The sequence below is a fragment of the Wolbachia endosymbiont (group A) of Sicus ferrugineus genome (genome assembly GCF_947251515.1).
GTDB lineage: Bacteria > Pseudomonadota > Alphaproteobacteria > Rickettsiales > Anaplasmataceae > Wolbachia.
The window spans coordinates 943,834-969,435 of sequence record NZ_OX366370.1 but is presented as its reverse complement, the minus strand read 5'-3'; the positions used below and the strand labels follow the sequence as shown (position 1 = coordinate 969,435).

The window sequence follows — 25,602 nt, the reverse complement described above, 5'->3', positions numbered from 1 at the left end:
GTAACAATGAGAAAACTATAGTATATGAATTATATGTTGATATAATAGAGGAAATAATGGAATTTACTAAATCTTTGAATAATAAGTTAGATGAGTTGCACTTACTAAATCATCCATTCTACCAATCATGGAATACAGGAAGCTTAAGCTTGCAAGCTTTACAAACCTATGCTAAAGAATATTATCACCACGTTGCTGCGTTTCCTCGTTATATCAGTGGTATACATTTTTTGTGCCCAGATCTAAAAATGCGACAGGTTTTGCTTGGTAATTTGATAGAAGAAGAACAAGGTGATGAAAATCACCCAGAGTTATGGAAACGTTTTGCTGAAGGGCTTGGTGTAACACGGTCTGATCTCCATAAGGATGCACAGATTAAAGAGACACAGGAGTTAGTTGATGGTTACTTTGATATTGTACGATCAGACTTTGCTTCCGGTTTGGGTGCACTTTATGCTTATGAACGTCAAACTCCAGAGGTTTCTAAGTCTAAAATTGAAGGTTTAAAAAAACACTATTCAATAAGTGATGAGCGTTCTCTTCAATTTTTTACGGTTCATATGCATGCTGATGAATGGCATTCTGAGGAATGTGCAAATCTTATTGCAGACTTAAGCGAAGAAGAGCAAGAGAAAGCCATGCAAGGCGCTAAAAAAGGAGCAAAACTCTTGTGGGGTTTTCTTGACGGGATGATGAACGCTAGTGTGTGTCATTAATTGTAAGTAGATTAAACTCAGTGATATTAAAATGCAATGTAATCTTCTTATATCTGACCTGCGGCTTTGGGTTCATTTAGGATGTAGTGCAGAAGAGAAGTTTCATTCTCAATTAGTTAGTGTTAATATTGATTTTACCTTTAAATCCCCCCCTTTAGGACTTACAACTGACCGGCTTGAGGATACTATATGCTACTTGGAGGTAGTTCAGAGTATTCAATCTCTCGTTCAAAGCAAGCAATTCAATTTAATCGAGCACTTAACCCATGATATATACAGAGCCATTAATAATCTTTTGGTGCAAAAAAAACATATTATTTCTTCCATAAGAGTGACTACTCACAAAGTTGCACCACCCGTTCCCGGTGTGCATGGAGGTGTTCTCTTTACTTATTGTAATACATTACAAGAACAGGAAGATAACTAATGATCTATATTTCTATTGGCTCAAATATAGGAAATCGCTTTTCCCATTTACAAAGGGCTGCTCAGTTACTAAAGGAACGCTATTTTAAAGATTTAAAGTCTTCGATCATTCTAGAAACTAAGGCCATTTTACCAAACGGTGCTCCACCTGAGTGGGATAAGCCATTTCTTAACATGATTGTCTATGGAAGTTGTTCTTCTTCTCCCGAAGAGCTATTAAAAGGTCTAAAACAAATTGAGTGTGATATTGGCCGTCCGCAGTTCTATGAAAAGTGGGCACCTCGCGTTATTGATTTGGATATTTTGTTATGGGATGATCTAACGCTCGATACACCCTACCTTAGAATTCCTCACCCAGAATTGATAAACAGACCATTTTTGCTTCACTTGATGGCAATGCTGAACCCTATGAATAATACTCCAATAATCAACAAGACGTTCGGTACTGTTGCTTATGATATCCCTAACATTCAAGATTGTTTTTTAAAGAGTTTTACGCTTTCACCAGAGCTTGTAGGTATTGTCAATATTACTCCTGATTCATTTTCAGATGGTGGTCTTTATTATGATTCAGATCAAGCAACCAAGCAGGCACTGCGGCTGTTATCAGATGGTGCAAGCATAGTTGAACTTGGTGCTCAATCAACAAGACCTGGATCTTTAATGCAGATCCCAGAGGAAGAGTATGCACGTCTAAAGCCAGTACTTGATAATCTTAGCGATTATATGAAAGCTGGCGATATTAAAGTTAGCATTGATAGTTTCTGGCCAGATGTTATTTTGAATGTTTTAAAACACTACAAAATTACCTGGGTAAACGATCAGAAGGAAGCTCTAGATAATAATACCTTAAAAGCAATTGCTAGTAATGGTTGCAGCATCGTTATTATGCATTCACTTTCAATACCACCACATAGAGACAACATTATTCCAGACGACACTGACCCAATTGATATCATAAATAATTGGGCAGAGAAGAGCATTAGCAGGTTACTTACCCTAGGTTTTGATCAAAGCTCGGTAATTATTGATCCTGGTATTGGTTTTGGAAAATCTCTATATCAGAATATCTGGCTTTTACGCAATATAGAAGCATTGCGAAGTTTTGGCTGCAAAGTTCTGGTTGGTCATTCTAGAAAGTCATTTATTTCTTCTTTTTCTACAGAACCTGTCTTTAACCGAGGTTTAGAAACAATTGCTTTATCATCTGCATTGCACAACAAGGTTGATTTCCTTCGAGTGCATAATGTGCGTGATCACATGCGATTTTTTGTAGCTCAAGCTGCTTTACAGGAATGAAGATTATCGGAATTATGGCTGTTGATCCCAAGGGGGTGATTGGAATAAATAATGGATTGCCCTGGCATTATCCAAGTGAGTTAGATCATTTTCGTCAAGTGACTGACAAACAAGTTATTGTGATGGGAAGAAAAACATTTGAAACAATACCACAAAACATATTAAAGCCTATTGTTTTTTCTCGTAACAAATTAAGTCCTTGTTTTAATAAAGGCATAGAATGCACTATTGTTTCTTCTATGCAAGAGTTCTTGTCAATCCAAGGTAATTGGAGTTACCCTCAAATCTTCATGATTGGTGGAGCACAAATAGCGCACCTTTTTTTGGAGTATGATCTAATTTCAGAGTTTATCATAACAGAAATTCACAGACCTTATGAAGGTGATGTATATTTCAACTTAACACTTCTTGATAGATGGAATAAAACTATTCTTACCAAAACAAAAGACTATACTATATGCAAGCTAACACGTTAATATGCATATTGAAGCAATTTATACCCACCGCATTGAATGTGGAGAAGTATTAGAGCAAGTTCTTGATTGCTATGTTTCAGAGTTGCTAAGAGAGGAAGTTGTTCTTGCTATCACATCAAAAATCATTTCTATTTGTCAAAAACAAGTGGTTTGCAAAACTGCTTGTTCTAAAGAAGAGCTAATCAAAAGAGAAGCTGATGCAATTGTTGATGTGGACCACAATCCTCATAGTATCTGTTTAACGATTAAAGATAATATCTTAATTCCATCTGCTGGCATTGATGAATCAAATGGTAATGAAATGTATATTTTATACCCAAAGGATGTTCAGAAAACAGCTCTATCAATATGGAACTATCTCAAGACAAAACACTGCATAAAACATCTTGGTATTTTGATTACAGATAGTAATGTAACACCTATGCGTCGTGGGGTTACTGGCGTTGCTCTTGGTTGGTGTGGATTTGAACCACTTTATTCCTATATAGGCAAGCCAGATCTTTATAATCAATCACTGCAAGTAACACAAGTCAATCTTCTTGATGCACTGGCAACATCTGCTGTTTTAGTTATGGGAGAAGGGGCAGAGCAAACACCAATGGCAATAATTAGTGGTGCACCAAAGGTTCACTTTCTTACTCGTCCGCCAACTACAAAAGAAGAAAAAAGTGTTAAGATATCTATGAAAAAAGATCTTTACTCTCCTCTCCTCATGGGAGCCCGTTGGTTAAAGAGAAACTTAAAAAATTTGCTATTTCTTCATAAGGAGAAGTAGTTAAAGGAATTTACTCTATTTCTCCCTCTTTTTTTATTATTTTTAATCTATAGTTAACGTAAAAGAGATATGCAAAAACTCTATTGATCCATAGTCTGCAAATTATTAATAACACTTACTTTAAAGAACCTTACTTTACGCTGATCTTTGAGCGCTCTTTTGTGGTATTTTGTAAGAGTATAACTTGTGAAATCGTCTTCACTATAGATTAAAGAGTTACACTGCTTTATATGTGATGCTATCCACTCTGCATAGTCCTGATGATCGGTTGCAATGAATATTTCCCCTGTTATAAGTATTTTTTTTGCTAATAAATTTAAAAATTCCGTATTAATTAATCGTCTTTTATTGTGACTTCTTTTTGGCCATGGATCTGGAAAGAGGATAAAGAATCTTTCAACACTGTTGTCAGGAAAATTTGCAATCAATTCTCTTGCATCTTCTGTCCATATTAAAATGTTTTTTATGTTTTGTATTTCTATGTTTGTTAGCAAGCGGGAAACCCCCTTTAAGTAGGGCTCACATCCTATAAATAATAGATCAGGTTCATTGAGCACCTGGTAAAGCATATTTTCACCGTTGCCAAAGCCTATTTCTACCCATATTTTTTTTCGTGAATTTACAATCTTCTCTATAGATTCCTTGCTGTTTTGAATAGAATATTTTTCCAATATTTCATCAATATCCGGTTTTAACCTGGACCTTCTGGAGAACGATCTAATCCACTTGCTATTCTTAAATAGCATATTCTTGATACATATATAATTTTCTCACTATATTTTATATAGCTTAAACAATTCTCGAAATGAATTAACGAAAAATTACTTGTCAATAATTATTAATATTATATAATATATAAGTTCTAATAAAGTTTAAATTAAAGGTCACATTACATGAATAATAATGATCCAGTTGTAAATCTACCGGTTACTATCAGAAAGCTATCATCAAACAAGTTTATAGAAGAGATATGTCAAGGCCAATTTGAGGATCAAGATAATGCCTTGTTTGAAGATTCTTTTGTTAACAAAATTAAAGAAGGAGATGTGGTAGAAGGTGTAATTACAAGAATAAACCCTAACGACGTTGTGGTTGATATTGGTTTAAAGTCTGACGGGAGAATTCTGATCAAGGAACTCGGTTGTAATGATGAGATCATTATTGGCTCGAAAATTAGAGTTTATGTGGAAAGAATTGAAGATTATTATGGTAATGTTGTTCTTAGCCGTGAAAAAGCAATTAGAGACGAGAAATGGAATAAGTTGGAAGAAGATACAGTTACAAGAGCTGAAGTAAGCGGAGTTATTAAACGCTCAATTAAATGTGGTTTTATTGTTGATCTTGGTGACAGAATAAGCGCTTTTTTACCGCTGAGTCATGTGGATTTGAAGCAAGTAAAAGACGCGAAGCACCTTATTGAAACTGAACAAAAGTTCATCGTGCTTAAAATGGATAAGAAGCAAGGTAATATTGTAGTATCAAGAAAGCTGGTGTTAGAAAAATTGCACGCTGGTGAAAAAATTAAATTTTTAGAATCTTTAAATGAAGGCGATATAATAGAAGGAAAAATAAAAAGCATCACTCATTACGGTGTATTTGTCGGTATTCATGAATCAGATGTAGTGGGAGTTATAGATGGATTGCTACATATTACAGATATCTCTTGGAGTAGAGTGAGTCATCCATCTGCAGTTTTTGCTTGTGGCCAGACTATAAAAGTTAAAATTATAAAAATAGATAAGGAAAATGCTAAAATTTCCTTGGGTGTGAAGCAGCTAGAAGATAGCCCTTGGCAAGATGCAGAGTCAAAATATCCAGTTGATAGTGTGCATAAGGGTTATGTAACAAGCATAGAAGATTATGGATTGTTTGTTGAGCTTAGACCTGGAATTGAAGGTTTAGTGCACTCGTCAGAAATAACTTGGGTTAAGAGTAATTTACCAGTTAGTAGTCTCGTAACAAGGGGACAAGAAGTATATGTAAAAATTCTCAGTATTGACATTGCTAAGAGTAGGATGAGTTTAAGCATGAAAAGGTGTGTAGACAACCCTTGGCAAGTATTTATCAATAAATATCCTCCTGGTTCTATTGTTTCTGGTGAAGTGAAGAATAATACCGGCTCATATGTATCTGTTGCTTTCAATGATTCTGAAATAGATGAGAACGTAGAAGGGACAATATATGTGAAAGATTTAAGTTGGTCTAAAAATAGCTCAGATGAGATAAAGAAGTATAATGTAGGTGATAAAATAGAAGCAAAAGTAATAAGGGCTAACGTGAATCGGGCAAGAATTTATCTTGGAATAAAACAAATAGAGTATGATCCTCTTGAAGAACTGATAAAGAAAGTTAAGGTAGGCGATAAAATACAGGTTATTGTAGGTAAGAGAGAAGATAATGGACTAGTCGTTGAAGTTGAGAACGATGTAACCCTTCTAATAGATCAAGAGCATTTACCGGAAAATAAAAAGTTCTCTATATCAGAAAAAATAGAAGTTGAAGTATTGGGTGTTGAAGAATATAACATAGTATTATCTGCTAAGTGATAAGGTTTACTTATTTTGGCTTCATATAAATGGCAACAAAGTCTGATATAATAGCGAGGGTAGCAAAAAGACATCCTTTTTTAGATAAGATTATTATAGCAGCTATAGTTGATAGATTTTTTGGGATACTTTCAAGCACATTGAAGCATCATAATAGAGTTGAAATTAGGGGGTTTGGTTCTTTTTCAGTTAGAAGTTATAACTTGAAAGAAACAAGTCATTTAATGTTACAGAAGTTTACAAAGAATCAATACTTTAAAACATATTTTCGTAGCAGTAAAAAATTATCTGATTTGATAAATGAATAAAAATTTATACCATAAATAAGATGAAAGTAGAGGTTTGAGTTTATACTATACGATAGAAATTTTTAGCACCATATGCAAGTAGTAGAAATAGTTATACGTAATAACACATACAAAATATCTTGCGAAAGTGGGAAGAAGAGCCATTTATTACGTCTTGCTAATAGTTTTGACAAGCTAGTTGGTTCTGTATCTCAAAAAACTGGAGGTAAGGGTTCGGATTCATTAAATTTCTTACTTGCAGCGCTAATTCTTGAGGATAAAATTTTAGAATTAACAAAGCGGTTGGATGAAGCAAATCAAGAGCGCGAAAAGTATAGAAACGAGAAAAGAATAGAATATATTGAGGTACTAGATAAGGTAAATAAGATTATCACTAATCTTGAGTGCATAAAGGATTAGCTTCAATAAAGCAAGCAATTAAATTGACTATCTGACTATTTAAGCCAGGAGGGAGGTTTGTCTTACGAGTTATGTAACAATATAATTCGTAATCATCAAGATCAACTATTTTTTCGTATTCGATTAGTTCGCTCAAGGAAAATTTATCAAGATATTTCAATGCGAAATGCCCTAAAAGTATATCGGTTTCTTTGCAACCCCTATGCCAGCTTCTATACATCAATTTTCTTCTGAGTAGTGAGGTATCTGTCATTACAATTAAACTTTTTTTTAATTTAAAAGTTAAACTAAATACTTGTCAAGCGAGGCGCGTTTTAATATACTTAACGTTTGTTTAAGATCTAAATACACAGGTGGAGTTAATTTCGAATTTCATTCATCAGTTTGGCAATGGAATATATTGTTTTTTGTCATTTGCCTTAATCATTTCTGTTATAGTGTTTGTGCATGAATATGGGCATTATGTTGTTGCCAAAGCATGCAAAGTTAAAGTTGAATCTTTTTCTATAGGTTTTGGTCCTGAAATTTTTGGTTTTAACGATAAGTCTGGAACTAGATGGAAACTAAGCGCTGTTCCATTGGGTGGTTATGTTAAAATGTTAGGGGATACTAATGCAGCGAGTGTCCCAGCTGATCAAAAAGAATTAACTGAAGAAGAAAAGTTGTATTCATTTCATACAAAACCGCGGTATAAAAAAGCAGCAGTGGTTTTTGCAGGACCTTTTGCAAATATGATACTTGCTATTATAGCTTTTACAATATTTTTTAGCACGGCAGGTTATTACCGCACTCCACCGGTGATTAGGGATGTAATTGAAGGAAGTGCAGCCAAACAAGCTGGCCTATTACCAGGTGACACTATTACACAAATCAATGAACATAAAATAAAATACTTTGAAGATATTTCACGTGTGATAATGTCGAACCCCAAGACGAGAATGGAAATTAAATATAGCAGAAATAATGAGGAGCGTAGAACTAGCCTGACTCCATTGACAATTGAGAGTAGAGATGTTTTTGGCAACATAATAGAAAGAGAAACTATAGGGATTATTTCAGTCAATACATTAAAGCAGTCATCTTTTCTTGGGGCTGTGAGCTTATCAGTAAGTGAAACTTACCACACTATGTGCTTAACGATCAAAGCTATCTTTCAAATTATCGTTGGTAAGAGAAGTGCAAGTGAAATAGGTGGACCAATAAAAATTGCAAAATATTCAGGGCAATCAGCCAAAAAAGGATTTATTATGGTTGTGTATCTCATGGCAATTATTTCAGCTAACTTAGCTGCGATTAATTTACTGCCAATTCCGCTACTGGATGGGGGGCATTTATTTCACTATATTATAGAAGCAGTTATACGTCGAGATTTAAGTTTGAAATGTCAAAAATATGCAGCTATTTTTGGTGCTTTAGTATTGTTTTTGCTTATGGCAACTGGAATGTCAAATGATATTAGGAGTCTTTTTTAAAATAAACATGAAAAAGCTACTTTGCATATTATTGATAGTAATTTTTCCTGCTTTACTTGTTGCTTTAGAAAATAAGGAAAAAGTGCAGATAAAGGATATCAAATGCATTGGCAATGAGCGGGTAAGCAATCAAACAATAGGGTTTTATATAAAGTTAGAACCTGGTAGCTATGTAGACGACGATGATATAGATTCGATTATAAAAGGTTTATATAAAACAAAGTTGTTTGCTAGTGTTAACGCTTATATCGATGATAAAAAAAATTTAGTAGTAAAAATTCAAGAAAATCCACTAATTGACAAGATAATATTAAAGGGTAATAAATTATTTAACAGCAAAGAGCTGCTAAATAATGTAATTCAATCAAAATCGCTAACTATTTTCACTGAAACAAAATTGCAAAACGATTTAATGAATTTAATCACTACTTATAGAAATAACGGTAAGGTTGGTGTTAACGTTGCATATGAGCTGAATAAGCTTGATAGTAATAGGGTCGATCTAATTTTTAAAATAAAAGAAGGTAAAACCTCTAAAATTAAGGATATAAGATTTATAGGTAACAAAAACTTTTCTGAAAACGAGCTAGAGCAAGCTATTAAAGTGCATAGTAATGACATATTTAGTAAGTTATTTAGAGCCATGTTTAAGGGCGGAACTCGTTATTCACCACAATATTTATTGATTAACACAGAATTGCTCGATCGTTTTTATTCGTCTAAGGGATATATTCAAAATAATATTCAACCGATTGTTGAGGTTGATAATAACAATCAGATAGAATTGACTTTTTTGATTGACGAAGGACAGCAATATTTGTTTGGAAATAATGAGGTTAATATTGAAACTGAAATTCAGGATTTAAGCCTAAAAGAAGAAATATTGGACTTTATAACAGAGGAAAACGATAAGATATTTAATAGAGTTAAAATTAATAATACAGTAGAAAAAATAAACAAGTATTTAAATGAGAAAGGATATATATTTGCAAAAGTTAATCCAGAGTATGCACAACGTGACAATGTTGTAGATGTGACCTACAGAGTGCTTCCGGGTAAAAAGATTTATATAAATCAAATTACAATTGATGGTAACGATCGCACTTTAGATAAGGTGATCAGAAGTAAGCTAAGTATAGCAGAAGGTGATGCGTACAATATATCTGAGATTCAAAAATCACGTAAAAAACTAATGAGTAGTGATTTTTTTGAAACAGTGAAAGTAAATAGTTATGCAGTTAATGACAATGCAGTAAATCTTGACTTAAATGTTAAAGAAAAAAGAACTGCCTCATTATCTTTAGCAGGAGGTATGTCCTTTCCTGGCGGAGCATTTGTAAAAACTGATTTCACAGATCGTAATTTATTTGGTAGTGGTAAAGAGCTCTCTTTTGCTCTTGAAAAAAGTAAATATTCACTTTCTACTAATGTAGAGGTTGTTGAAAATAATTTTAACGATTCTGATACATCACTAGGTGTGGGCGTATTTTATGAAGAACAAGATAAACCACACACTAGCTTCGACAGTTGTGACATGGGATTTTCAACAAAATTATCATACAAAGTTATAGAAAACTTAACTAATTCCATTCGCTACTCTTACAAGTATAACCGTATACACATGGATAATAAGGGTGGAAAAGACAATGACATCTCTGATATAATAAAGGGGCAAGGAGGTGAACATCAGATTTCATCAGTAGGATACACATTGGCATATAATAAACTGGATAATCTTTATGCTCCAAAAGAAGGATATTTATTGCGTATAAGTCAGGATATTTCAGGATTGGGAGGGAATGTAAACTTCCTAAAATCTGAGTTCTTGTCTTTTTACACACATCCTATATTAAGTGAAATTGACGATAGCATAATACTGCGCTTTAAGATGGCGGCAGGTCATATTTTTTCTTATACCGATGAAGATTTAAACATTGGCCAGCACTTTTTTAAAGGGGGTAATGAGATTAGAGGGTTTGATCTTTCTGGTATCGGACCAAGAGCAATAGACAACAATAAAAGCTCGTTAGGAGGCAAAACTTATTTCAATTTAACACAGCAAGTAGATTTCCCACTACCAAAACTATATGACTATGCTGGTATCAAAGGCTCATTATTTGTTGACTATGCAACACTTTTTGGCTTAGATGATAAAAATGAGAAATATAAAGATCCATATAATGATAGTAAGCTTATAAGAGTGTCACCAGGTTTTGGCTTTTCAATGCCTTCTCCTTTTGGTAGACTTAGATTAGATTTTGGGTTTCCTTTAGTAAAGGAATCTTATGATATAATACCATCACCAAATGTTAAATTTTCTATTGAAGCGGGGATTTGAATGAAATATATACAGTTATTTATATCAGTTATTGCCTTAATTATTTCCTTATTTGTGGGGTATAAGTTTGCAGGATATCAACCTCAGAACACAAAGGCTGCCATTATTGATAGTGATAAAGTTATCAATGAATCTCTTGCTCTGCAAAACATACAACAACAAATAAAGGAGCAGAATTCTAGATTACAACAAGAATTTGAAAGTGAGTTAGAAAAACTTAAGCCATCAAAAGAAGAATTTGAACTTTTGTCAGAAGAAGCAAAAAAGGAAAAGACAGAACAGTTTAATAAGCATACTGTAAATGCTAGAGATGCTTACGCTAAAAAAATGTTGTATTTAGAAGAAAGTTATAGAGATGCAGTAGAGAGTGTTTTTAACAAGATAAAAGAAGTTGCTAAAAAAACGGCAGAAAAAGACAACATAGATTTGGTACTATTTATTTCAAAAAAGAACCAAGTTTTATACTCTATGGATGAAGTTGATTTATCGGATATGGTATTAAACAATATAAACAAGGAAATACCTGAATTTGCTTTAAAAGGCATTGAGTAGGCTTATGCAATTTAATATCAGTGATATTATAAAAATACTACCACATTCTTATCCGTTTCTCTTAGTAGATAGGGTTATAGAGTGTGATCCTGGTAAAAGTATAAAAGCAATCAAAAATGTGACTTTCAATGAGCCATTTTTTATTGGTCATTTCCCTGGTCATCCAATAATGCCAGGAGTCTTGATAATTGAATCTCTAGCTCAAGCATCTGCTATATGTGTTCTTGGTAAAGAAAGTCAAGGTACAATAGAAAACAAAGCTATTTACTTTATGTCTATTGAAAATGCAAAATTCAGAAAGCCAGTCACTCCAGGGGACACACTGATTCTGCAAGCTAATGTTAAAAACGCACGTTTAAGTGCATGTAAATTTGAGTGTATTGCTTGTGTTGGTGAAGAAAAGGTTGCAGAAGCAACGATTTTAGCTATGCTACAAAATACGTAATATACAAAAGACGGTGTGCATACTCTATAATGCAGCTTAATACCTCATTTTCAAATTTATATACTCGCAGTGGATTAATAAAATTGGATGAGACATTTTTGAATTATATTAAATCATGTGATGAAAGCTTGTTTTGTTCATTAATTGAAGCAAGGGAAAATCAGATTGGTGATAGCCAGTTAATAATAGACCTCTCATATTTATTTGACGAGTTCATTGCAAAACTTTTCAACATTGAAAAAGAAATAGAAGAGCTAAAGAAAAAACACAATGACTTTGCTGTGATATATAAATGCAAAAGGTTATTTGTCCAACGCTACGCATTGAAGAAATACATTAATGTGGCGAATATAGATATTACTAACAAACTAAGTCATTTTCTCACTTTGCCAACAACAGAAAAAAATTTTGCCGAGCAGGTGATGCATTGGTTTGAAGATAAAGAAAATCACAAAGAAGAAATAGAACTTGCGGCACAATATGCAGTGTGGAGAGTAAAAAATAAACAGAGTATATTATTCAGTATTCATAAAAAAATCAACCACGAAAACCTCATGCCATTTTCTAAAAAAGAAGTGGACAAAGTTGAAGTGCTGTATTCAAATGAAGTAAAAAGACGATATGGTTTTGATCTAACAAGCAAAAAGGTGAGTTTGAACAAAGCATTAGATAACGCTCACTACTGCATATTCTGTCATAAGCAAAATAAGGACAGCTGCTCAAAGGGGCTAATTAATAACGACAATACTTTTAAACAGTCCCCACTAAAAGTTGAGCTGCATGGCTGTCCACTAGAACAGAAAATATCAGAAATGAATCTGGTGAAAAGCGAAGGTTACAGCATAGCAAGCCTTGCAATTGTGATGATAGATAACCCATTATGTGCGGCTACTGGGCACAGAATATGCAATGACTGCATGAACTCATGCATATATCAGAAACAAGAACCTGTGAATGTGCCAATGATTGAAACAAGGATTTTGGATGATGTGCTTAGTTTACCGTACGGATTTGAAATATATTCTCTGCTCAGCCGTTGGAATCCTTTAAATTTTCAGCGTTCATTGCCAAGAGAAAACACCGGAAAAAACGTTCTAGTTGTAGGCCTTGGTCCTGCTGGTTTTAATTTAGCTTATCATTTGTTGAATGATGGGCATAACGTTATCGCCATTGATGGACTAAAGATTGAACCTTTAATCGATAATTTCCAGCTAATTAAAGATTTTGAACACGAAAAATTGAGTGAACGCACGGCAGGTGGGTTTGGTGGAGTGGCAGAATATGGCATTACTTCTAGGTGGGATAAAAATTACTTAAAGATTATTAGATTACTGCTGGAAAGACGAGAGAATTTTGCACTTTATGGGGGCATTCGTTTTGGTGGCACGATTAATGTTGATGATGCTTTCAACTTGGGTTTTGATCACATCGCACTAGCACTTGGCTCTGGCAAGCAACGAATGATCAAAATAAAGAATATACTAGCTCGTGGAGTGCGTATGGCATCTGACTTTCTTATGTCGTTACAACTGACTGGCGCTCTTAAATTTGATTCTATAGCAAATCTGCAAGTTCGTATGCCGATAGTTGTCATAGGTGCGGGGCTTACTGCGATTGACACTGCCACTGAAGCTTTAGCGTATTATCCAATTCAAGCAGAAAAATTTCTTCTTCGTTATGAGATATTAGTTGATAAGTATGGAAAGGACTGTGTTGAAAAGGATTGGACAGAGGAAGAGCGCGAAATTGCGAATGAGTTTATATCGCACGCACAATTGATCCGAGAAAAGCAAAAGTTAGCAAAAAAAGAGAGTAGAGAAATAAAAATATTAGAGTTAATGCAGAGTTTGGGGGGAGTGAAAGTTGTATATAGAAAAGAGCTAAAAGATTCGCCAAGTTATCGATTAAATAGCGAAGAGGTGCAAAATGCACTTTTAGAAGGGATTTACTTTATTGAAAACTTAGAGCCAGTTGAAGTTGTGACGGATAAATATAATCATGCTGAATCAATAAAACTAATAGACACAAAATCCGGCAAAATCAAATGCATGAAAGCACGTTCTATTTTTATAGCAGCAGGTACTGAGCCAAATACAGTTATTGCAACAGAAGATAAAAAGCATTTTAAATTAAGCAATGGGTATTTTACTCATTTGAATTCATCAGGAAAAGAAATAGATCCAATATTTTCTCCTAAGATGCAGAATAAAGACAGAATATTAGTATATAAGCAAGGCAATAAAACAATTAGCTTTTTTGGTGATCTTCATCCTTCGTATAGCGGCAGCGTCGTGAAAGCTATGGCAAGCGCTAAGAATGGTTACCCTATCGTTTCTCAGCTTTTGAATAGAGTTAATAGCTTCATTTCTGCCACTCCAGCTAGAATCTCAGAGTCATATGCACAATTGTATGAATGTTGTAATATAAGAGTAACTTTCACCAAAAAAGATGTCATTCCAGTGCCCAGACACTGGGATCCAGAAAACTTAATTTTGAATGAGTACACCAGATGGTTGTATAGTCAGAACTGGATTCCAGTGTCAGCTACTTGCATGACACCACCTGCTATGCGAATTACCTACAAATTGCAGCATTTGTACACTAAAGCGTCACGCGCTGGAATAATATCAGAACACCTGGTTAACAAAGAATTTTTCAATAAAATCAAAGAGCAATTCACTGCAAAGGTTATAAAAGTTCAATATTTAACAGACAAAGTTGTGGAAATAGTGATCAAAGCACCACTTGCGGCAAAGAATTTTAAACCTGGACAATTCTTTAGGTTGCAAAATTTTGAAACCAATAGCAGAAAAGCCAATAATACAAACCTTGCTATGGAAGGTATAGCCGTAACCGGCACTGAAGTAGACAAAAAAAAAGGAATTATTTCCACTATTGTGCTTGAAACTGGCGGTTCCACTAATTTATGTAAATGTTTTAAAGAAGGTGAACAAGTAATTCTTATGGGTCCAACTGGCAGCCCTACTGAGGTTTGCTAATACCAATTCCCATTACAAGGCAACCAGATGGACAATGATGGAAGAAAAGCCATAATGAAGCAAGTAAAATAGTTGAGGTATAAATGGCATTAAGATTAAAATTATTGGATGAAAAAGTAGTAGAATCAGCAAAAGAAATGCTGAAGAAAGTAAGGAACAATGCATATGTTTCAAAAAAACTAAATGCTGTAATTGCAGCAAAAAAGCACAGTATAGCGGCTGTAGCAAAAATATATTGCATTTCAAGAAGCGCACTAACTTCGTGGGTAAAACTCTTGAAATTTGGCAGAAAAGAAAAACTGTTTACTCCTCCACAACGGCGTAGAAAAACTAAATTAAATCAGGATCAACTACGGCAAATTGAAGAGTGGATAGAAGAAAATCCTAATATTACCATTAAAGAAATGAGAATAAGAATCCAGGAAAAGTTCGGATTAAATATCAGCAAATCTACAGTACACCGCTATATGCAAAAGATGAAATTCTCATATATTACACCCAGACCAGTTCATAATGGACAAGATAAAAGCAAACAAGAGGAATTCAAAAAAAAATCTCAATGGAGCTATTAGCAAGTATCCAGAAAAAGAGCTATTTTTCTTTGATGAATCAAGGTTTGGCACACATTCAAAGGTTGGACATGGGTGGTTTAAAAAGGGGATTAGAACACAGGTTAAAACAAAATTAGTTAGGCAAAATTTCTATCTCTATAGTGCGGTTAATCCTAGAAATGGAGAGAGTTCTAGCTTATTTGCACCAAATGTCAACACTGATTGCATGAACATATTTCTTGAGCAGATGTCGCAATATCTAGAAACACGAGAGGCTTTTCTCGTTATGGACTGTGCTAGTTGGCATAGGTCAAAAAATTTAAAGGTACCTAAAAATATCGACATTATATACCTACCTACATATTCACCTGAGCTAAATCTTGTTGAGAGGCTTTGGTTATATATAAAACAGAACATTTTGCGCAATAAAATATACGATACAATTGCTCTGCTTTAGGGTGCTTTGTGCAAATTTATTACTTCTCTTGCCAGCTTCACAATTAAACAACTCTGCAATTTCTCCTATTTGACTGACCAACAATGAGAATTGGTATGAATATCAAGATAAAGATATTAAAGAGGACGTGAAGGAGTACCTTATCAGTCGTGGTGCACATATTTAGAGAAAGCAGAAACCTCTTTTCTCCTATTTCTAGTGTAAGGTAGGAGAGTTAATAGAATCTTAGATTAAAGAGTATATATGTGTCTCAAGGTATATTAAAGAGACATGACTACTGACACAAAGTTAACAGACTACGAAGTAGGGAAAAAATTAAAACATGAGAGGGAAAAGAAAAGATATACTCAGGCAGGTCTAGGAAGTAAAGTCGGAGTATTAGAGAAGCAAATGTCCAGATATGAGCGAGGGGAAAATCCGATTTCAATCATTATATTCTGTATGATAGTAGTGGAACTAATGATTGATATGGCAAAACTACTGCCTGAATCGATGGCATCAGAGAAAGGTGAGGTAGAAAAAACATTAAATCTAGTTAGAGAATGTAAAAAATTTAGGAACCAGGAATTATGTAAGATAGCCTCTGCATTAAATAAATCTATCCAGATGGGAGAAGAAGAGGGTAGAGAAGCAGGAAAGATTAAAGTAGCAAAGAATCTACTTAAAGCGGGTATTTCTGTTGATGTCATCCTCCAAACAACAGGCTTGTCTAAAGATGAACTTAAGAAACATGATAAAACAGAGATAGTTAATTTTATAGCCTATAAAACAGGGGAAAATATGAAAGACTGGAGGCTAGCAAGAGGACGTTCTCAGGAGGATTTAGGAAATGAAGTCGGTTTAACAGGTGGTCAAATACGACGCTATGAGCAAGGAACCCATATCATGACAATAGGAAAACTACGTAACATAGCAGACGAATTATCAACGCACGCTCAAACTCTACTGCCGAAAATTAGTGAACTAATAGAAAAAGGCAATGTTGAAATTGAAAGAAGTAATGAGGATAGAGAGGGAGAAAATGGGGTACTAGATTTAGTGAGAGAGTATGAAAAAATTGATGATCAAGAAATACGTGATAAATTTTATTCATTAATTATGTCAGTATCTAAAAGAATACAGATTGATAAAGAAAAGGGTAAAAAAATAGGGGAAATAGAAGTGGCAAAGAATCTACTTGAGGTAGGTGTTCCTATCAATGTAGTACATCAGGCTACAGGATCTTAAAGCTAGTGGTATGCTTGAAAGAGCATAAGCATCAAGAGAGTAAAATAAGATAACTTATTTAGAAGAGATCTTAAATCATTAATTAAAGATTACCTTTCTCCACACTTCCGCCATTTCTCCTTAACTTGAGCTTACGGAGCTTTTCACCCTGTTTATTAAGAGTTTAATGAACTATCGAGAATAACAATAAAGAGCACGCCTAACATTATATAAACGGATGCCATAATAAAAGCCCCTTAGCTAACCACATTAAAACCATTGCCCTTCTCTGGCTTTTTTGATTGTTTCGTTTACTTCTGCCTTATTAAAAACTTGCCCAGGCTTAAAAATATCTTCAATTAACATCCAGCCTGTAAAGATATTATGTATGATAAATAGCAAGAATAAAAGCTATTGCAAGCACAATTTTTCTAAAGCATGTGATTCCTGTTGTAGATTAGCAACTTAAACGGACCATAATTCTTTAGTAGACATTTCGTCAAAACCTTTTATAGCATTCCAAAGCAAAGCCCCATTTCCGTACAACTGGAACAATTTATAAGGCGTAAAGTAGAATTTTGAGATCATATTCTACAATCTTTTACCTGCATTACTGCTCAACAAAAATATTTTAACCTTAATAATATCATCCTTAAGATCACCTTGATAAAATAGCAAGCCCGAGCCAGAGACCTGCTATTTTCTATCAGTTACTTTATATCAATTTTCTTAATATGTTTTTCCGACTTAGGTATAGTTAAATGTAATACTCCGTCTGAAAAATTAGCAGATACCTTATCTTGCTCTACATTTACTGGAAGCGGAATAGATCTATAGAAAGAGCCGTAGTACCTTTCTCGATGGTAAAACTGCTTATCTTTCAACTCATTATCACACGTTTTTTCACCCTTCACTATTAAGTTATCACCAGATATGCTAATATCTATATTTTCTTTGGAGATACCTGGTAAATCTAACGACAGGCAATAGCTTTCTTTTGTTTCATAAAAGTCGCAAGCTGGTACACCCTTTCTGTTAAGTTCCGGACCAAACCCCGTAAAGAAGCTATTGAACATGTCATCAACAGCTTTTTGCAGCCCTCTCAGGCTGAGACTATCGTTTTTATTTGAATGAACTAGATTACTCATGTTACACCTCCTTATTACTCTTATGCTTTCCTATATAGTCATTTCACTTACTAATTTCAATACTTTGTACTATAGTTAAAATACATGTATGTTATCGATAAGGTTTTCTAGATAATCGACAATTGAATACAGAATTAATACTACGCTTTTTAGTATAATTGGTTTACTCATTACAGGAATAGGACTTCTTTGTTCTCTAATACAAAAACTTGGTATAGCAGGCGATATCTATATTGAAAAAGGTAATTTTAAACTTTATTTTTCGATCACTACCTCACTTTTGATAAGTTGTATAGTAAGTCTAATCATGTTACTAATTAATAGGTTTCGTTAGAGAGCATACAAGGAACTTTAACTAAATTGAAGCAGTGTTTCTATTAACCAAACAACTGGCCTACAAAACCTTAAAGCTAGTGGCATGCTTGAAAAAACATAAACGTCAAGATAATTTCTTTAGAAAATCTCTTAAACCATTAACCTAACATTACCTCCTTTCACACTTGTGCCATTTCCGCTTAACTTGCTACTCCTGTCAGATTAACGACATTGTGATCTGCTGATTATTTCAACATCACTATCGCTAGAATGTAAAGAGTTCATTGACTGACTGAGTGATATTGGCGGTACCTCATCTAATACCAATTCTCATTGTTGGTCAGTCAAATAGGAGAAATTGCAGAGTTGTTTAATTGTGGAGCTGGCAAGAGAAGTAATAAATTTGCACAAAGCACCCTAAAGCAGAGCAATTGTATCGTATATTTTATTGCGCAAAATGTTCTGTTTTATGTATAACCAAAGCCTCTCAACAGGATTGAGTTCAGGTGAATATGGAGGTAGGTATATAATCTCAATATTTTTAGCTACCTTTAAATTTTTTGACTTATGCCAACTAGCACAGTCCATAACAAGAACAGCTTCTCTTGTCCCTAGATATTGCGACATTTGCTCAAGAAATACATTCATGCAATCAGTGTTAACATTTAGTGCAAATAAGCTAAAACTCTCTCCATTTTTAGGATTAACTGCACTGTAGAGATAAAAATTATGCCTACCTAATTTTATTTTAACCCGAGTCCTAGTGCCTTTTTTAAACCATCCATGCCCAACTTTCGAATGTGTGCCAAACCTTGATTCATCAAAGAAAAATAGCTCTTTTTCTGGATACTTGCCAATAACTTCATTGAGATTTTTTTTTGAATTCCTCTTGTTTACTTTTATCTTGTACGTTGTGTACTGGTCTTGGTGTAATATATGAAAATTTCATCTTTTGCATATGGCGGTGTACTGTAGATTTGCTGATATTTAATCCGAACTTTTCCTGGATTCTTATTCTCATTTCTTTAATGGTAATATTAGGATTTTCTTCTATACATGCTTCAATTTGCTGTAGTTGAGCCTGATTTAATTTAGTTTTTCTACGGCGTGATGGAGGAGCAAACAGTTTTTCTTCTCTGCCAAATTTCAAGAGTTTTATCCACGAAGTTAGTGCGCTTCTTGAAATTCAATATATTTTTGCTACAGCCGTTATACTATGCTTTTTTGCCGCAATTACAGCATTTAGTTTTTTTGAAACATATGCATTGTTCCTTACTTTCTTCAGCATTTCTTTTGCTGATTCTACTACTTTTTCATCCAATAATTTTGATCTTAATGCCATTTATACCTCGCTACTTCACTTACTTTAGTATGGCTTTTTTCCCATTATTGTTTATCCGTTCTTTGTATAGTGGGAATTGGTATCAGCATAGATTCCGCTAACGAGTAGCGGAATAACGAATTTGTTGTTTTTCAAATTGTAGGTAAACCTAAGCCACTTTAGCTATATACTTTCCAACCTGTTTTCACTCCTAATCTTTTCTTATTGATTTACAGCAGGTTCTTTGTTACAGTTCGTAGTTATGCAAAGAAACCTAAAGCCTTATGAGTTTATTTACAGTCAGTGGTTTACATAATTTGGAACTGTATAGCTGAGTATTGTATATGATAATATTGATAACAAACGATGATGGCTTTGGAAGTGAAGGAATAAAATTACTCAAAGAGATTGCACGGAATTTTGCGTCAGAAATATGGATAGTGGCACCAGATACTGATAGAAGCGGGGCTGCAAGATCTCTTGATTATCCAGTGAAACAATCTATTGGAATAAACCAACATAGTGAAAGGGAATTTAGTGTGTCTGGTACTCCTGCAGATTGTGTCATTATTGCGCTAAATAAAGTTATGAATAAAAAACCAGACTTAATATTGTCCGGAGTAAATATTGGATCAAATGTCGGGGACGATATTTGTTATTCAGGAACAATTGGTGCTGTAATGGAAGGTGCTGCAAGGTCTATACCTTCTATTGCGCTGAGCCAAGTTTATCATGATAAAATAGACTGGCACAATACAAAGGTTTTTGCACCAAAGGTTATTGCCAAGCTAGTTAAGGTTAGTTGGCCTAAAAACATAGTGATGAGTGTAAATTTTCCTGCTACGGAAAAAGTAAAAGGAGTAGAATTTGCTGAACAAGGTGAATATAACATTGATGGGGATTTAACTTTTACTGAAAATTCGAATGGCTTTTTTAGCTTAAATTGGTCTCGAGAGCACTCAGGCAGTGGTAGTGTAAATAAAATAAAAGAAGGATTTATTACTATCACACCAGTAAAATTAGATTTTACAGATTATGATACATTGAATGCTATGAAAAATTCTTGTGCAGACGAATTTTCTTCTATAGCTGACTAAAAAAAACATTTGCATTGCTCCTAATTGATGTTTTCTATTGTGTTATCGCGAGCAATTATTTTTTCTTCACCTGTATCCATGTTTTTAATCTTTAAAGTTTTACTACTCAATTCTTCATTGCCAAAGATTAAAGCAGCTTTAGCATTTGCTTGATTTGCTTTTTTCATTCGGTTTTTAAGTGCTCCGCTATATTCGTAGACTACATATAAACCATTTCTGCGCAATTCATTCGCAAGTGTTAGAGCATGTTCATCAGCCTCTCTGCCGATTGGAATTAGGTAAATAGGTCGCTCTTCTTTCGGAGAATAATTGATTAACTCCATTATGCGTTCAATACCTCCTGCAAATCCTATCGCTGGAGTGTGTTTTCCACCTACTGAAGATACTAGATTATCGTATCTTCCACCGGCAAAAACTGCCCCTTGTGCACCTAAATCTTCTGTGACAAATTCAAATACTGTGTGACAATAATAGTCTAGACCTCGAACTAATTTGCTATTTACAGTGTAAGGTATGCCAAGAGCTTGCAGTCCATTTAACACCTGGTCAAAGAAATATGAAGATTCTTTTGTATAGTGATCACTGATTTTAGGCGCATCAGAAATTATTAATCTATCTTTCTCATCCTTAGAATCCAGTATTCTGAGTGGATTTTTGATCAACCTATTTTTGCTATCTTCTGATAGATCGTTTTGATACTTTGTAAAGTATAAGGTCAAAGCTTCTCTATACTTAGTTATTGTTTCACTATCACCTAAAGAGTTGATTTCCAGCTTTACATTTTTATTGATGCTAAATTCAGTTAGTAAGTGCTGAGCGAGTGATATCAATTCAACATCGGCTTTTGAATCTTCTACACCAAAAACCTCAAAATTTATCTGATGAAATTGCCTCTGTCTTCCCTTTTGCGGTCTTTCGTAACGAAATGCAGGCCCTGTTGAAAATAATTTTATCGGCGTTTGCAGTTTTTTTTCAATTAATAGCCTAACAACCGCTGCAGTGAACTCAGGACGTAAAGTTATGCTCTTTCCCCCTTTATCATTAAAGGTGTACATCTCTTTAGTGATGATGTCTGAGCTATCACCTAAAGTCTTTGTGAAAACTTCCGTATATTCAAATATCGGAGTTTGAGCAGGTAAAAAGCCATATAGGCTTGAGATTCTGCTTGTTGTTTGCTCTATGTGTTTAAACTTGTACCATTCATCAAACAAGAGATCTTTTGTTCCTCTAACCGTTTGATTAGTCATAGTGTGGTCTCTATACCTGCAACCTCTGGTATGTGGTAGCTCAGCATATTCTGCACTCCTTGCTTTAAAGTAATTGCAGCACTTGGGCATCCAGAGCAAGCTCCTTGTAACTCAACATAAACTATCCCGTCTTTATAGCCACGAAATTTGATATCGCCACCATCTTGAGCAACTGCAGGTTTGATATAACTTTCCATCAATTCTTTTATTCTATTTACAATTTCTATATCATTTTTATCAAAAAATTCTTCATCCGGTATATTATTATCATTTACTCCTTCTTTATCTAGTGCTTTTCCACCTGAAGTAAAGTGATCCATGATTGTAGTTAACATTTCTACTTTTAATGTATCCCAATTAATTCCACCCAATTTTGTTACTGAAATAAAATCATGACCAAAAAACACTCTTACCACATGTTCTATTTGAAAAAGATTTGCTGCTAACTTGGAGTTTTTTATTTCATCTGCATTTGAAAAATCAGCCGTTTTTCCTTCGTTTAGAATTGCAAATCCAGGGAGAAATTTCAGTGTGTTTGGATTTGGTGTTTCTTCAATCTGGATGAACATGTTATTTACCATGACAATTATAATTGTTACTATTTAATCATAAAATGATAAAAAAATATACATGTCATTCATCTTTTTTCTTTTTTTAATATTCATAGTAATTACATTTGTCTTGCCTAGCGTTGTTGTATTTTTTCTTTTCCTGACAAAAAAAAATAACATAAGTTTCATGATGAACTCTATATTGAGTAAGTTTTTGAACGAATTTAATAGCAGTAGAAGTTATACTGAAAATTACACTGGTGATAACATGTCCAAAGATGAAGCATTAAAGATACTGGGGCTGAATCCTGAGGCAAGTCAAAATGAAATTAATAAAGCATATCAAAATTTAATGAAATTAGTTCACCCAGATAAGGGAGGCTCAGAGTATTTTGCACAGAAATTAAATGCGGCACGTGATAGGTTGCTGAAGAGGTAGTAATTAATATCGCTTTAAACTTTTTATTTGTGTGTAAAGGATAAGTTGCTACAATAAAACGAGTTAAAGGTAGAGAAAGCTTTAAGTTATGCAGAAAAAAAAAACAACGATAGAAGAGGAAAAAGGCATATTAGGGTGGATAGAATATAGATTGCCTATATTTTCTTTTTTGAAACACACTGCTTCTTACCAAGTACCAAAAAACTTAAATTATGCTTGGAACTTTGGCTCTTTGGCTGGTATAGCGCTAATTTTACAAATAATAACAGGTATATTTCTTGCTATGCACTACACTCCGCATGTTGATTATGCGTTTAATAGTGTAGAGCGCATAATGCGAGATGTGAATTACGGGTGGTTAATACGCTACACTCACGCTGTTGGAGCATCGCTCTTCTTTATGGTAGTCTATGTTCATATAATGCGTGGGTTATATTACGGATCTTACAAGAGGCCACGAGAGATGGTGTGGTTTGTTGGTATATTTATATTTTTTGCAATGATGGCAACTGCCTTTATGGGATATGTATTGCCTTGGGGACAAATGAGTTTCTGGGGTGCAACAGTTATAACCAATTTATTTTCTGCTATACCTTTAGTTGGCAATAAAATAGTTATATGGTTATGGGGTGGTTTTTCAGTGGATAACCCAACACTTAACCGTTTTTTCGCTCTGCATTATCTTCTGCCTTTTGTTATTATTGCTTTAGCTATGCTTCATGTGATAGCTCTGCATAGGTTTGGCTCTGGTAACCCAAGTGGAGTGGAGGTAAAATCAGATAAGGATACCATTCCTCTCTATCCTTATTATATAGTCAAGGATTGCATAACTTTTGGTCTGTTTTTTGTAGTTTTGTTTGCATTTGTTTTCTATGCTCCTAATTATCTTGGGCATCCAGACAATTATATAGAAGCTGATTCTATGGTCACTCCGGTACATATAGTGCCAGAGTGGTACTTTTTACCTTTTTATGCAATGCTACGTTCAATTCCAGATAAACTTACTGGTGTGCTTACCATGTTTGCGTCTATTTTAGTTTGGTTTTTGTTACCTTGGCTTGATAAATCAAAAGTTAAAAGTGGTGCTTATCGCCCAGTGTTCAAAAAATTTTTTTGGGTTTTCGCAATAAATTTTGCACTTCTTGCCTGGCTTGGAGGACAAGAGGTGAAAGAGCCTTACATCACTATGAGTAGGCTATCCACTCTTTATTATTTTGCATATTTTGTAATAATTTTACCGCTTCTTAGTAAGTATGAAAAGCCAAAAGAACCACCAAAAATCTTAAGTGATTCTGTGCCGGAGATGAAGTAATGCTGATGAGAAGTATGTTAGCTATACTTTGCATATTGTTTTTTGCTAATTTTGTGTATGCAGAAGAATTCAAACCATCACCAAATAAAAAAATGGACTGGAAATTTGATGGAATTACCGGATCTTTCGATAGAGAGTCAATTCAACGAGGCTATAAAGTGTATAAAGAAGTCTGTGCTGCTTGTCATTCAATGAATAGGATAGCATTTCGTAATTTGCAAGATGTTGGTTTTTCTGAAGAAGATATAAAACAGATTGCAGCTTCTTATCAAGTTAAAGATGGTCCGAATGATTTGGGTGAAATGTTCGATAGACCTGGAGTACCTTCGGATTATTTTATTGCACCTTTTGATACAAAAGAAGCAGCTGCAGCAAGCAATAATGGTGCAGTTCCACCAGACTTATCGTTAATTATTAAAGCAAGGCATGATGGTGCAAATTATGTCTATTCACTGTTAACAGGCTATCAAAACGGCGAGCACGATGAAAATGATTTATACTTCAACCCTTACTTTTTAACAGGCAGGTTAGCTATGGCGCCACCACTTTCTGAAGGAATGGTGGAATATGATGGTGCAAGACAAGCCACAGTTGAAAATATGGCGTATGATGTGATAAATTTTTTACAATGGGCAGCAGAGCCAGAATTAGAGCGCCGGCATAAACTTGGATTAAAAGTAGTGGCGTATTTTATAATTTTAACAGTGTTTTTTGTATTAACTAACAATAGAATTTGGAGCAAGCTCTATAAAAAGAAGTGATAGTCAATTTTGCCTCAAATACAATGGTTGTCATCCAAGTAGCTAACACTGGTTCCTTTATGACGGCAGTGCCCAGAGGTGTCGTGCAAGTAGCTGACAACATAGAAACGAAAAACTTACTTGACAAACTCCACCAGCCCCCTTATCATAACACTGAAGCTATTTATTTATCTTCGCAATCTCTGCAGTGGATTAATGACAAAAAAACTTAATGTATTTGGCGTAAATCATGCTTAATTTTTTGCACTATGTGCACCTCATGTCTTTATAAAACTTTTAGGTTTCTACCTATACAAGCTGAAACGCGCTTATAAAGCGTTTAAGACAGTAAAAGACGTCAAATAGACAAGGGAGAATTTAAATACTAGCTACCCTGGGGTTTCTTTACCTTTTTTTTCACTTAGTAAATTTCTTAACGTTTATAATTTAGGTTAGTTGCATTTAAA

Annotated in this window: 24 protein-coding genes and 2 pseudogenes; 20 read left to right on the top strand and 6 right to left on the bottom strand. The window is 34.3% G+C overall.

The genetic code is table 11. The features are described from left to right. The first annotated feature begins 56 nt into the window (after positions 1 to 56). The 5 genes from OPR24_RS04870 to OPR24_RS04850 are packed head-to-tail and all read left to right on the top strand — an operon-like array spanning position 57 to position 3,692. A complete protein-coding gene (locus tag OPR24_RS04870; RefSeq protein WP_253309584.1) occupies positions 57 to 716 on the top strand; it encodes a CADD family putative folate metabolism protein in 660 nt (219 codons plus the stop codon). A 31-nt stretch (positions 717 to 747) separates the two neighbouring features. Then, entirely contained in the window at positions 748 to 1,143 is a 396-nt protein-coding gene (locus OPR24_RS04865) for a dihydroneopterin aldolase (RefSeq protein ID WP_253309583.1), read from the top strand. Beyond that, positions 1,143 to 2,441, top strand: a complete 1,299-nt coding sequence (gene folP, locus OPR24_RS04860; protein WP_265032898.1) for a dihydropteroate synthase — start codon at positions 1,143 to 1,145, stop codon at positions 2,439 to 2,441. The genes OPR24_RS04865 and folP overlap by 1 nt, the downstream gene beginning before the upstream one ends. Further along, positions 2,438 to 2,917, top strand: coding sequence for a dihydrofolate reductase (locus OPR24_RS04855; RefSeq protein WP_265032896.1), 480 nt, complete (start codon positions 2,438 to 2,440; stop codon positions 2,915 to 2,917). The genes folP and OPR24_RS04855 overlap by 4 nt, the downstream gene beginning before the upstream one ends. Before the next feature lies 1 nt (position 2,918). Then, on the top strand, positions 2,919 to 3,692 hold the full coding sequence (locus tag OPR24_RS04850; RefSeq protein WP_265032894.1) for a putative folate metabolism gamma-glutamate ligase: 774 nt from the start codon (positions 2,919 to 2,921) through the stop codon (positions 3,690 to 3,692). A gap of 80 nt (positions 3,693 to 3,772) precedes the next feature. On the opposite strand, the gene trmB is transcribed toward OPR24_RS04850, so the two are convergent. Next, entirely contained in the window at positions 3,773 to 4,438 is a 666-nt protein-coding gene (gene trmB / locus OPR24_RS04845) for a tRNA (guanosine(46)-N7)-methyltransferase TrmB (protein ID WP_265032892.1), read from the bottom strand. A gap of 147 nt (positions 4,439 to 4,585) precedes the next feature. Here trmB and OPR24_RS04840 point away from each other — a divergent pair, with 147 nt between their 5' ends. The 3 genes from OPR24_RS04840 (at position 4,586) to OPR24_RS04830 (ending at position 6,945) form a co-directional block, all read left to right on the top strand. Beyond that, the gene (locus OPR24_RS04840) at positions 4,586 to 6,238 is read left to right on the top strand and encodes a 30S ribosomal protein S1 (RefSeq protein ID WP_265032890.1); all 1,653 of its coding nucleotides are present in this window, start codon (positions 4,586 to 4,588) and stop codon (positions 6,236 to 6,238) included. 29 nt (positions 6,239 to 6,267) lie between these two features. Further along, entirely contained in the window at positions 6,268 to 6,546 is a 279-nt protein-coding gene (locus OPR24_RS04835; RefSeq protein ID WP_265032888.1) for an HU family DNA-binding protein, read from the top strand. A gap of 72 nt (positions 6,547 to 6,618) precedes the next feature. Next, positions 6,619 to 6,945 (top strand): cell division protein ZapA, encoded by a 327-nt coding sequence (locus OPR24_RS04830; RefSeq protein ID WP_265032887.1) that lies wholly within the window; start codon positions 6,619 to 6,621, stop codon positions 6,943 to 6,945. On the opposite strand, the gene OPR24_RS04825 is transcribed toward OPR24_RS04830, so the two are convergent. Further along, positions 6,920 to 7,198: an FAD assembly factor SdhE gene (locus OPR24_RS04825; protein WP_182158663.1), complete on the bottom strand. Its 279-nt coding sequence runs from the start codon at positions 7,196 to 7,198 to the stop codon at positions 6,920 to 6,922. The genes OPR24_RS04830 and OPR24_RS04825 overlap by 26 nt on opposite strands. Before the next feature lie 100 nt (positions 7,199 to 7,298). Between OPR24_RS04825 and rseP the strand changes: the two genes are divergently transcribed. The 7 genes and pseudogenes from rseP (at position 7,299) to OPR24_RS04790 (ending at position 16,986) form a co-directional block, all read left to right on the top strand. Then, positions 7,299 to 8,417 (top strand): RIP metalloprotease RseP, encoded by a 1,119-nt coding sequence (gene rseP, locus OPR24_RS04820; RefSeq protein WP_320157118.1) that lies wholly within the window; start codon positions 7,299 to 7,301, stop codon positions 8,415 to 8,417. A gap of 7 nt (positions 8,418 to 8,424) precedes the next feature. After that, complete coding sequence (gene bamA / locus OPR24_RS04815) at positions 8,425 to 10,755, top strand: outer membrane protein assembly factor BamA (RefSeq protein ID WP_265032884.1); 2,331 nt, start codon at positions 8,425 to 8,427, stop codon at positions 10,753 to 10,755. Continuing rightward, complete coding sequence (locus tag OPR24_RS04810; protein ID WP_265032882.1) at positions 10,756 to 11,307, top strand: OmpH/Skp family outer membrane protein; 552 nt, start codon at positions 10,756 to 10,758, stop codon at positions 11,305 to 11,307. A gap of 4 nt (positions 11,308 to 11,311) precedes the next feature. Further along, the gene (gene fabZ, locus OPR24_RS04805) at positions 11,312 to 11,752 is read left to right on the top strand and encodes a 3-hydroxyacyl-ACP dehydratase FabZ (RefSeq protein ID WP_253309601.1); all 441 of its coding nucleotides are present in this window, start codon (positions 11,312 to 11,314) and stop codon (positions 11,750 to 11,752) included. A 29-nt stretch (positions 11,753 to 11,781) separates the two neighbouring features. Then, the gene (locus tag OPR24_RS04800) at positions 11,782 to 14,751 is read left to right on the top strand and encodes a WPE palindromic element domain-containing protein (RefSeq protein WP_265032880.1); all 2,970 of its coding nucleotides are present in this window, start codon (positions 11,782 to 11,784) and stop codon (positions 14,749 to 14,751) included. Between the two features lie 83 nt (positions 14,752 to 14,834). After that, a pseudogene (locus tag OPR24_RS04795) lies at positions 14,835 to 15,846 on the top strand (IS630 family transposase). Positions 15,847 to 16,029: 183 nt separating this feature from the next. Beyond that, positions 16,030 to 16,986, top strand: coding sequence for a helix-turn-helix domain-containing protein (locus OPR24_RS04790; RefSeq protein WP_265032778.1), 957 nt, complete (start codon positions 16,030 to 16,032; stop codon positions 16,984 to 16,986). A 689-nt stretch (positions 16,987 to 17,675) separates the two neighbouring features. Here the strand turns inward: OPR24_RS04790 and OPR24_RS04785 are convergent. Next, positions 17,676 to 18,113, bottom strand: coding sequence for an Hsp20/alpha crystallin family protein (locus OPR24_RS04785; protein WP_265032777.1), 438 nt, complete (start codon positions 18,111 to 18,113; stop codon positions 17,676 to 17,678). A gap of 121 nt (positions 18,114 to 18,234) precedes the next feature. Between OPR24_RS04785 and OPR24_RS06540 the strand changes: the two genes are divergently transcribed. Then, positions 18,235 to 18,447, top strand: a complete 213-nt coding sequence (locus OPR24_RS06540; protein ID WP_406833295.1) for a DUF2905 domain-containing protein — start codon at positions 18,235 to 18,237, stop codon at positions 18,445 to 18,447. 311 nt (positions 18,448 to 18,758) lie between these two features. On the opposite strand, the pseudogene OPR24_RS04780 reads toward OPR24_RS06540, so the two are convergent. Beyond that, positions 18,759 to 19,770 (bottom strand): annotated as a pseudogene (locus OPR24_RS04780) (IS630 family transposase). A gap of 323 nt (positions 19,771 to 20,093) precedes the next feature. Here OPR24_RS04780 and surE point away from each other — a divergent pair. Continuing rightward, entirely contained in the window at positions 20,094 to 20,846 is a 753-nt protein-coding gene (gene surE, locus OPR24_RS04775; protein ID WP_265032878.1) for a 5'/3'-nucleotidase SurE, read from the top strand. Between the two features lie 20 nt (positions 20,847 to 20,866). Here the strand turns inward: surE and hisS are convergent, their stop codons facing one another. Then, positions 20,867 to 22,093, bottom strand: a complete 1,227-nt coding sequence (hisS, locus tag OPR24_RS04770; protein WP_265032876.1) for a histidine--tRNA ligase — start codon at positions 22,091 to 22,093, stop codon at positions 20,867 to 20,869. Continuing rightward, positions 22,090 to 22,662, bottom strand: a complete 573-nt coding sequence (locus tag OPR24_RS04765) for a NifU family protein (RefSeq protein ID WP_265032875.1) — start codon at positions 22,660 to 22,662, stop codon at positions 22,090 to 22,092. Before OPR24_RS04765 ends, hisS begins: the two co-directional genes overlap by 4 nt. Before the next feature lie 169 nt (positions 22,663 to 22,831). Here OPR24_RS04765 and OPR24_RS04760 point away from each other — a divergent pair, with 169 nt between their 5' ends. The 3 genes from OPR24_RS04760 to OPR24_RS04750 all read left to right on the top strand — a co-directional run bounded on the left by OPR24_RS04760 (position 22,832) and on the right by OPR24_RS04750 (position 25,156). Continuing rightward, positions 22,832 to 23,083, top strand: a complete 252-nt coding sequence (locus OPR24_RS04760; RefSeq protein WP_264329184.1) for a DnaJ domain-containing protein — start codon at positions 22,832 to 22,834, stop codon at positions 23,081 to 23,083. An 88-nt stretch (positions 23,084 to 23,171) separates the two neighbouring features. Further along, positions 23,172 to 24,395, top strand: a complete 1,224-nt coding sequence (locus OPR24_RS04755; protein WP_265032874.1) for a cytochrome b — start codon at positions 23,172 to 23,174, stop codon at positions 24,393 to 24,395. A gap of 5 nt (positions 24,396 to 24,400) precedes the next feature. Further along, positions 24,401 to 25,156: a cytochrome c1 gene (locus OPR24_RS04750; RefSeq protein ID WP_406833283.1), complete on the top strand. Its 756-nt coding sequence runs from the start codon at positions 24,401 to 24,403 to the stop codon at positions 25,154 to 25,156. Positions 25,157 to 25,602 lie beyond the last annotated feature (446 nt).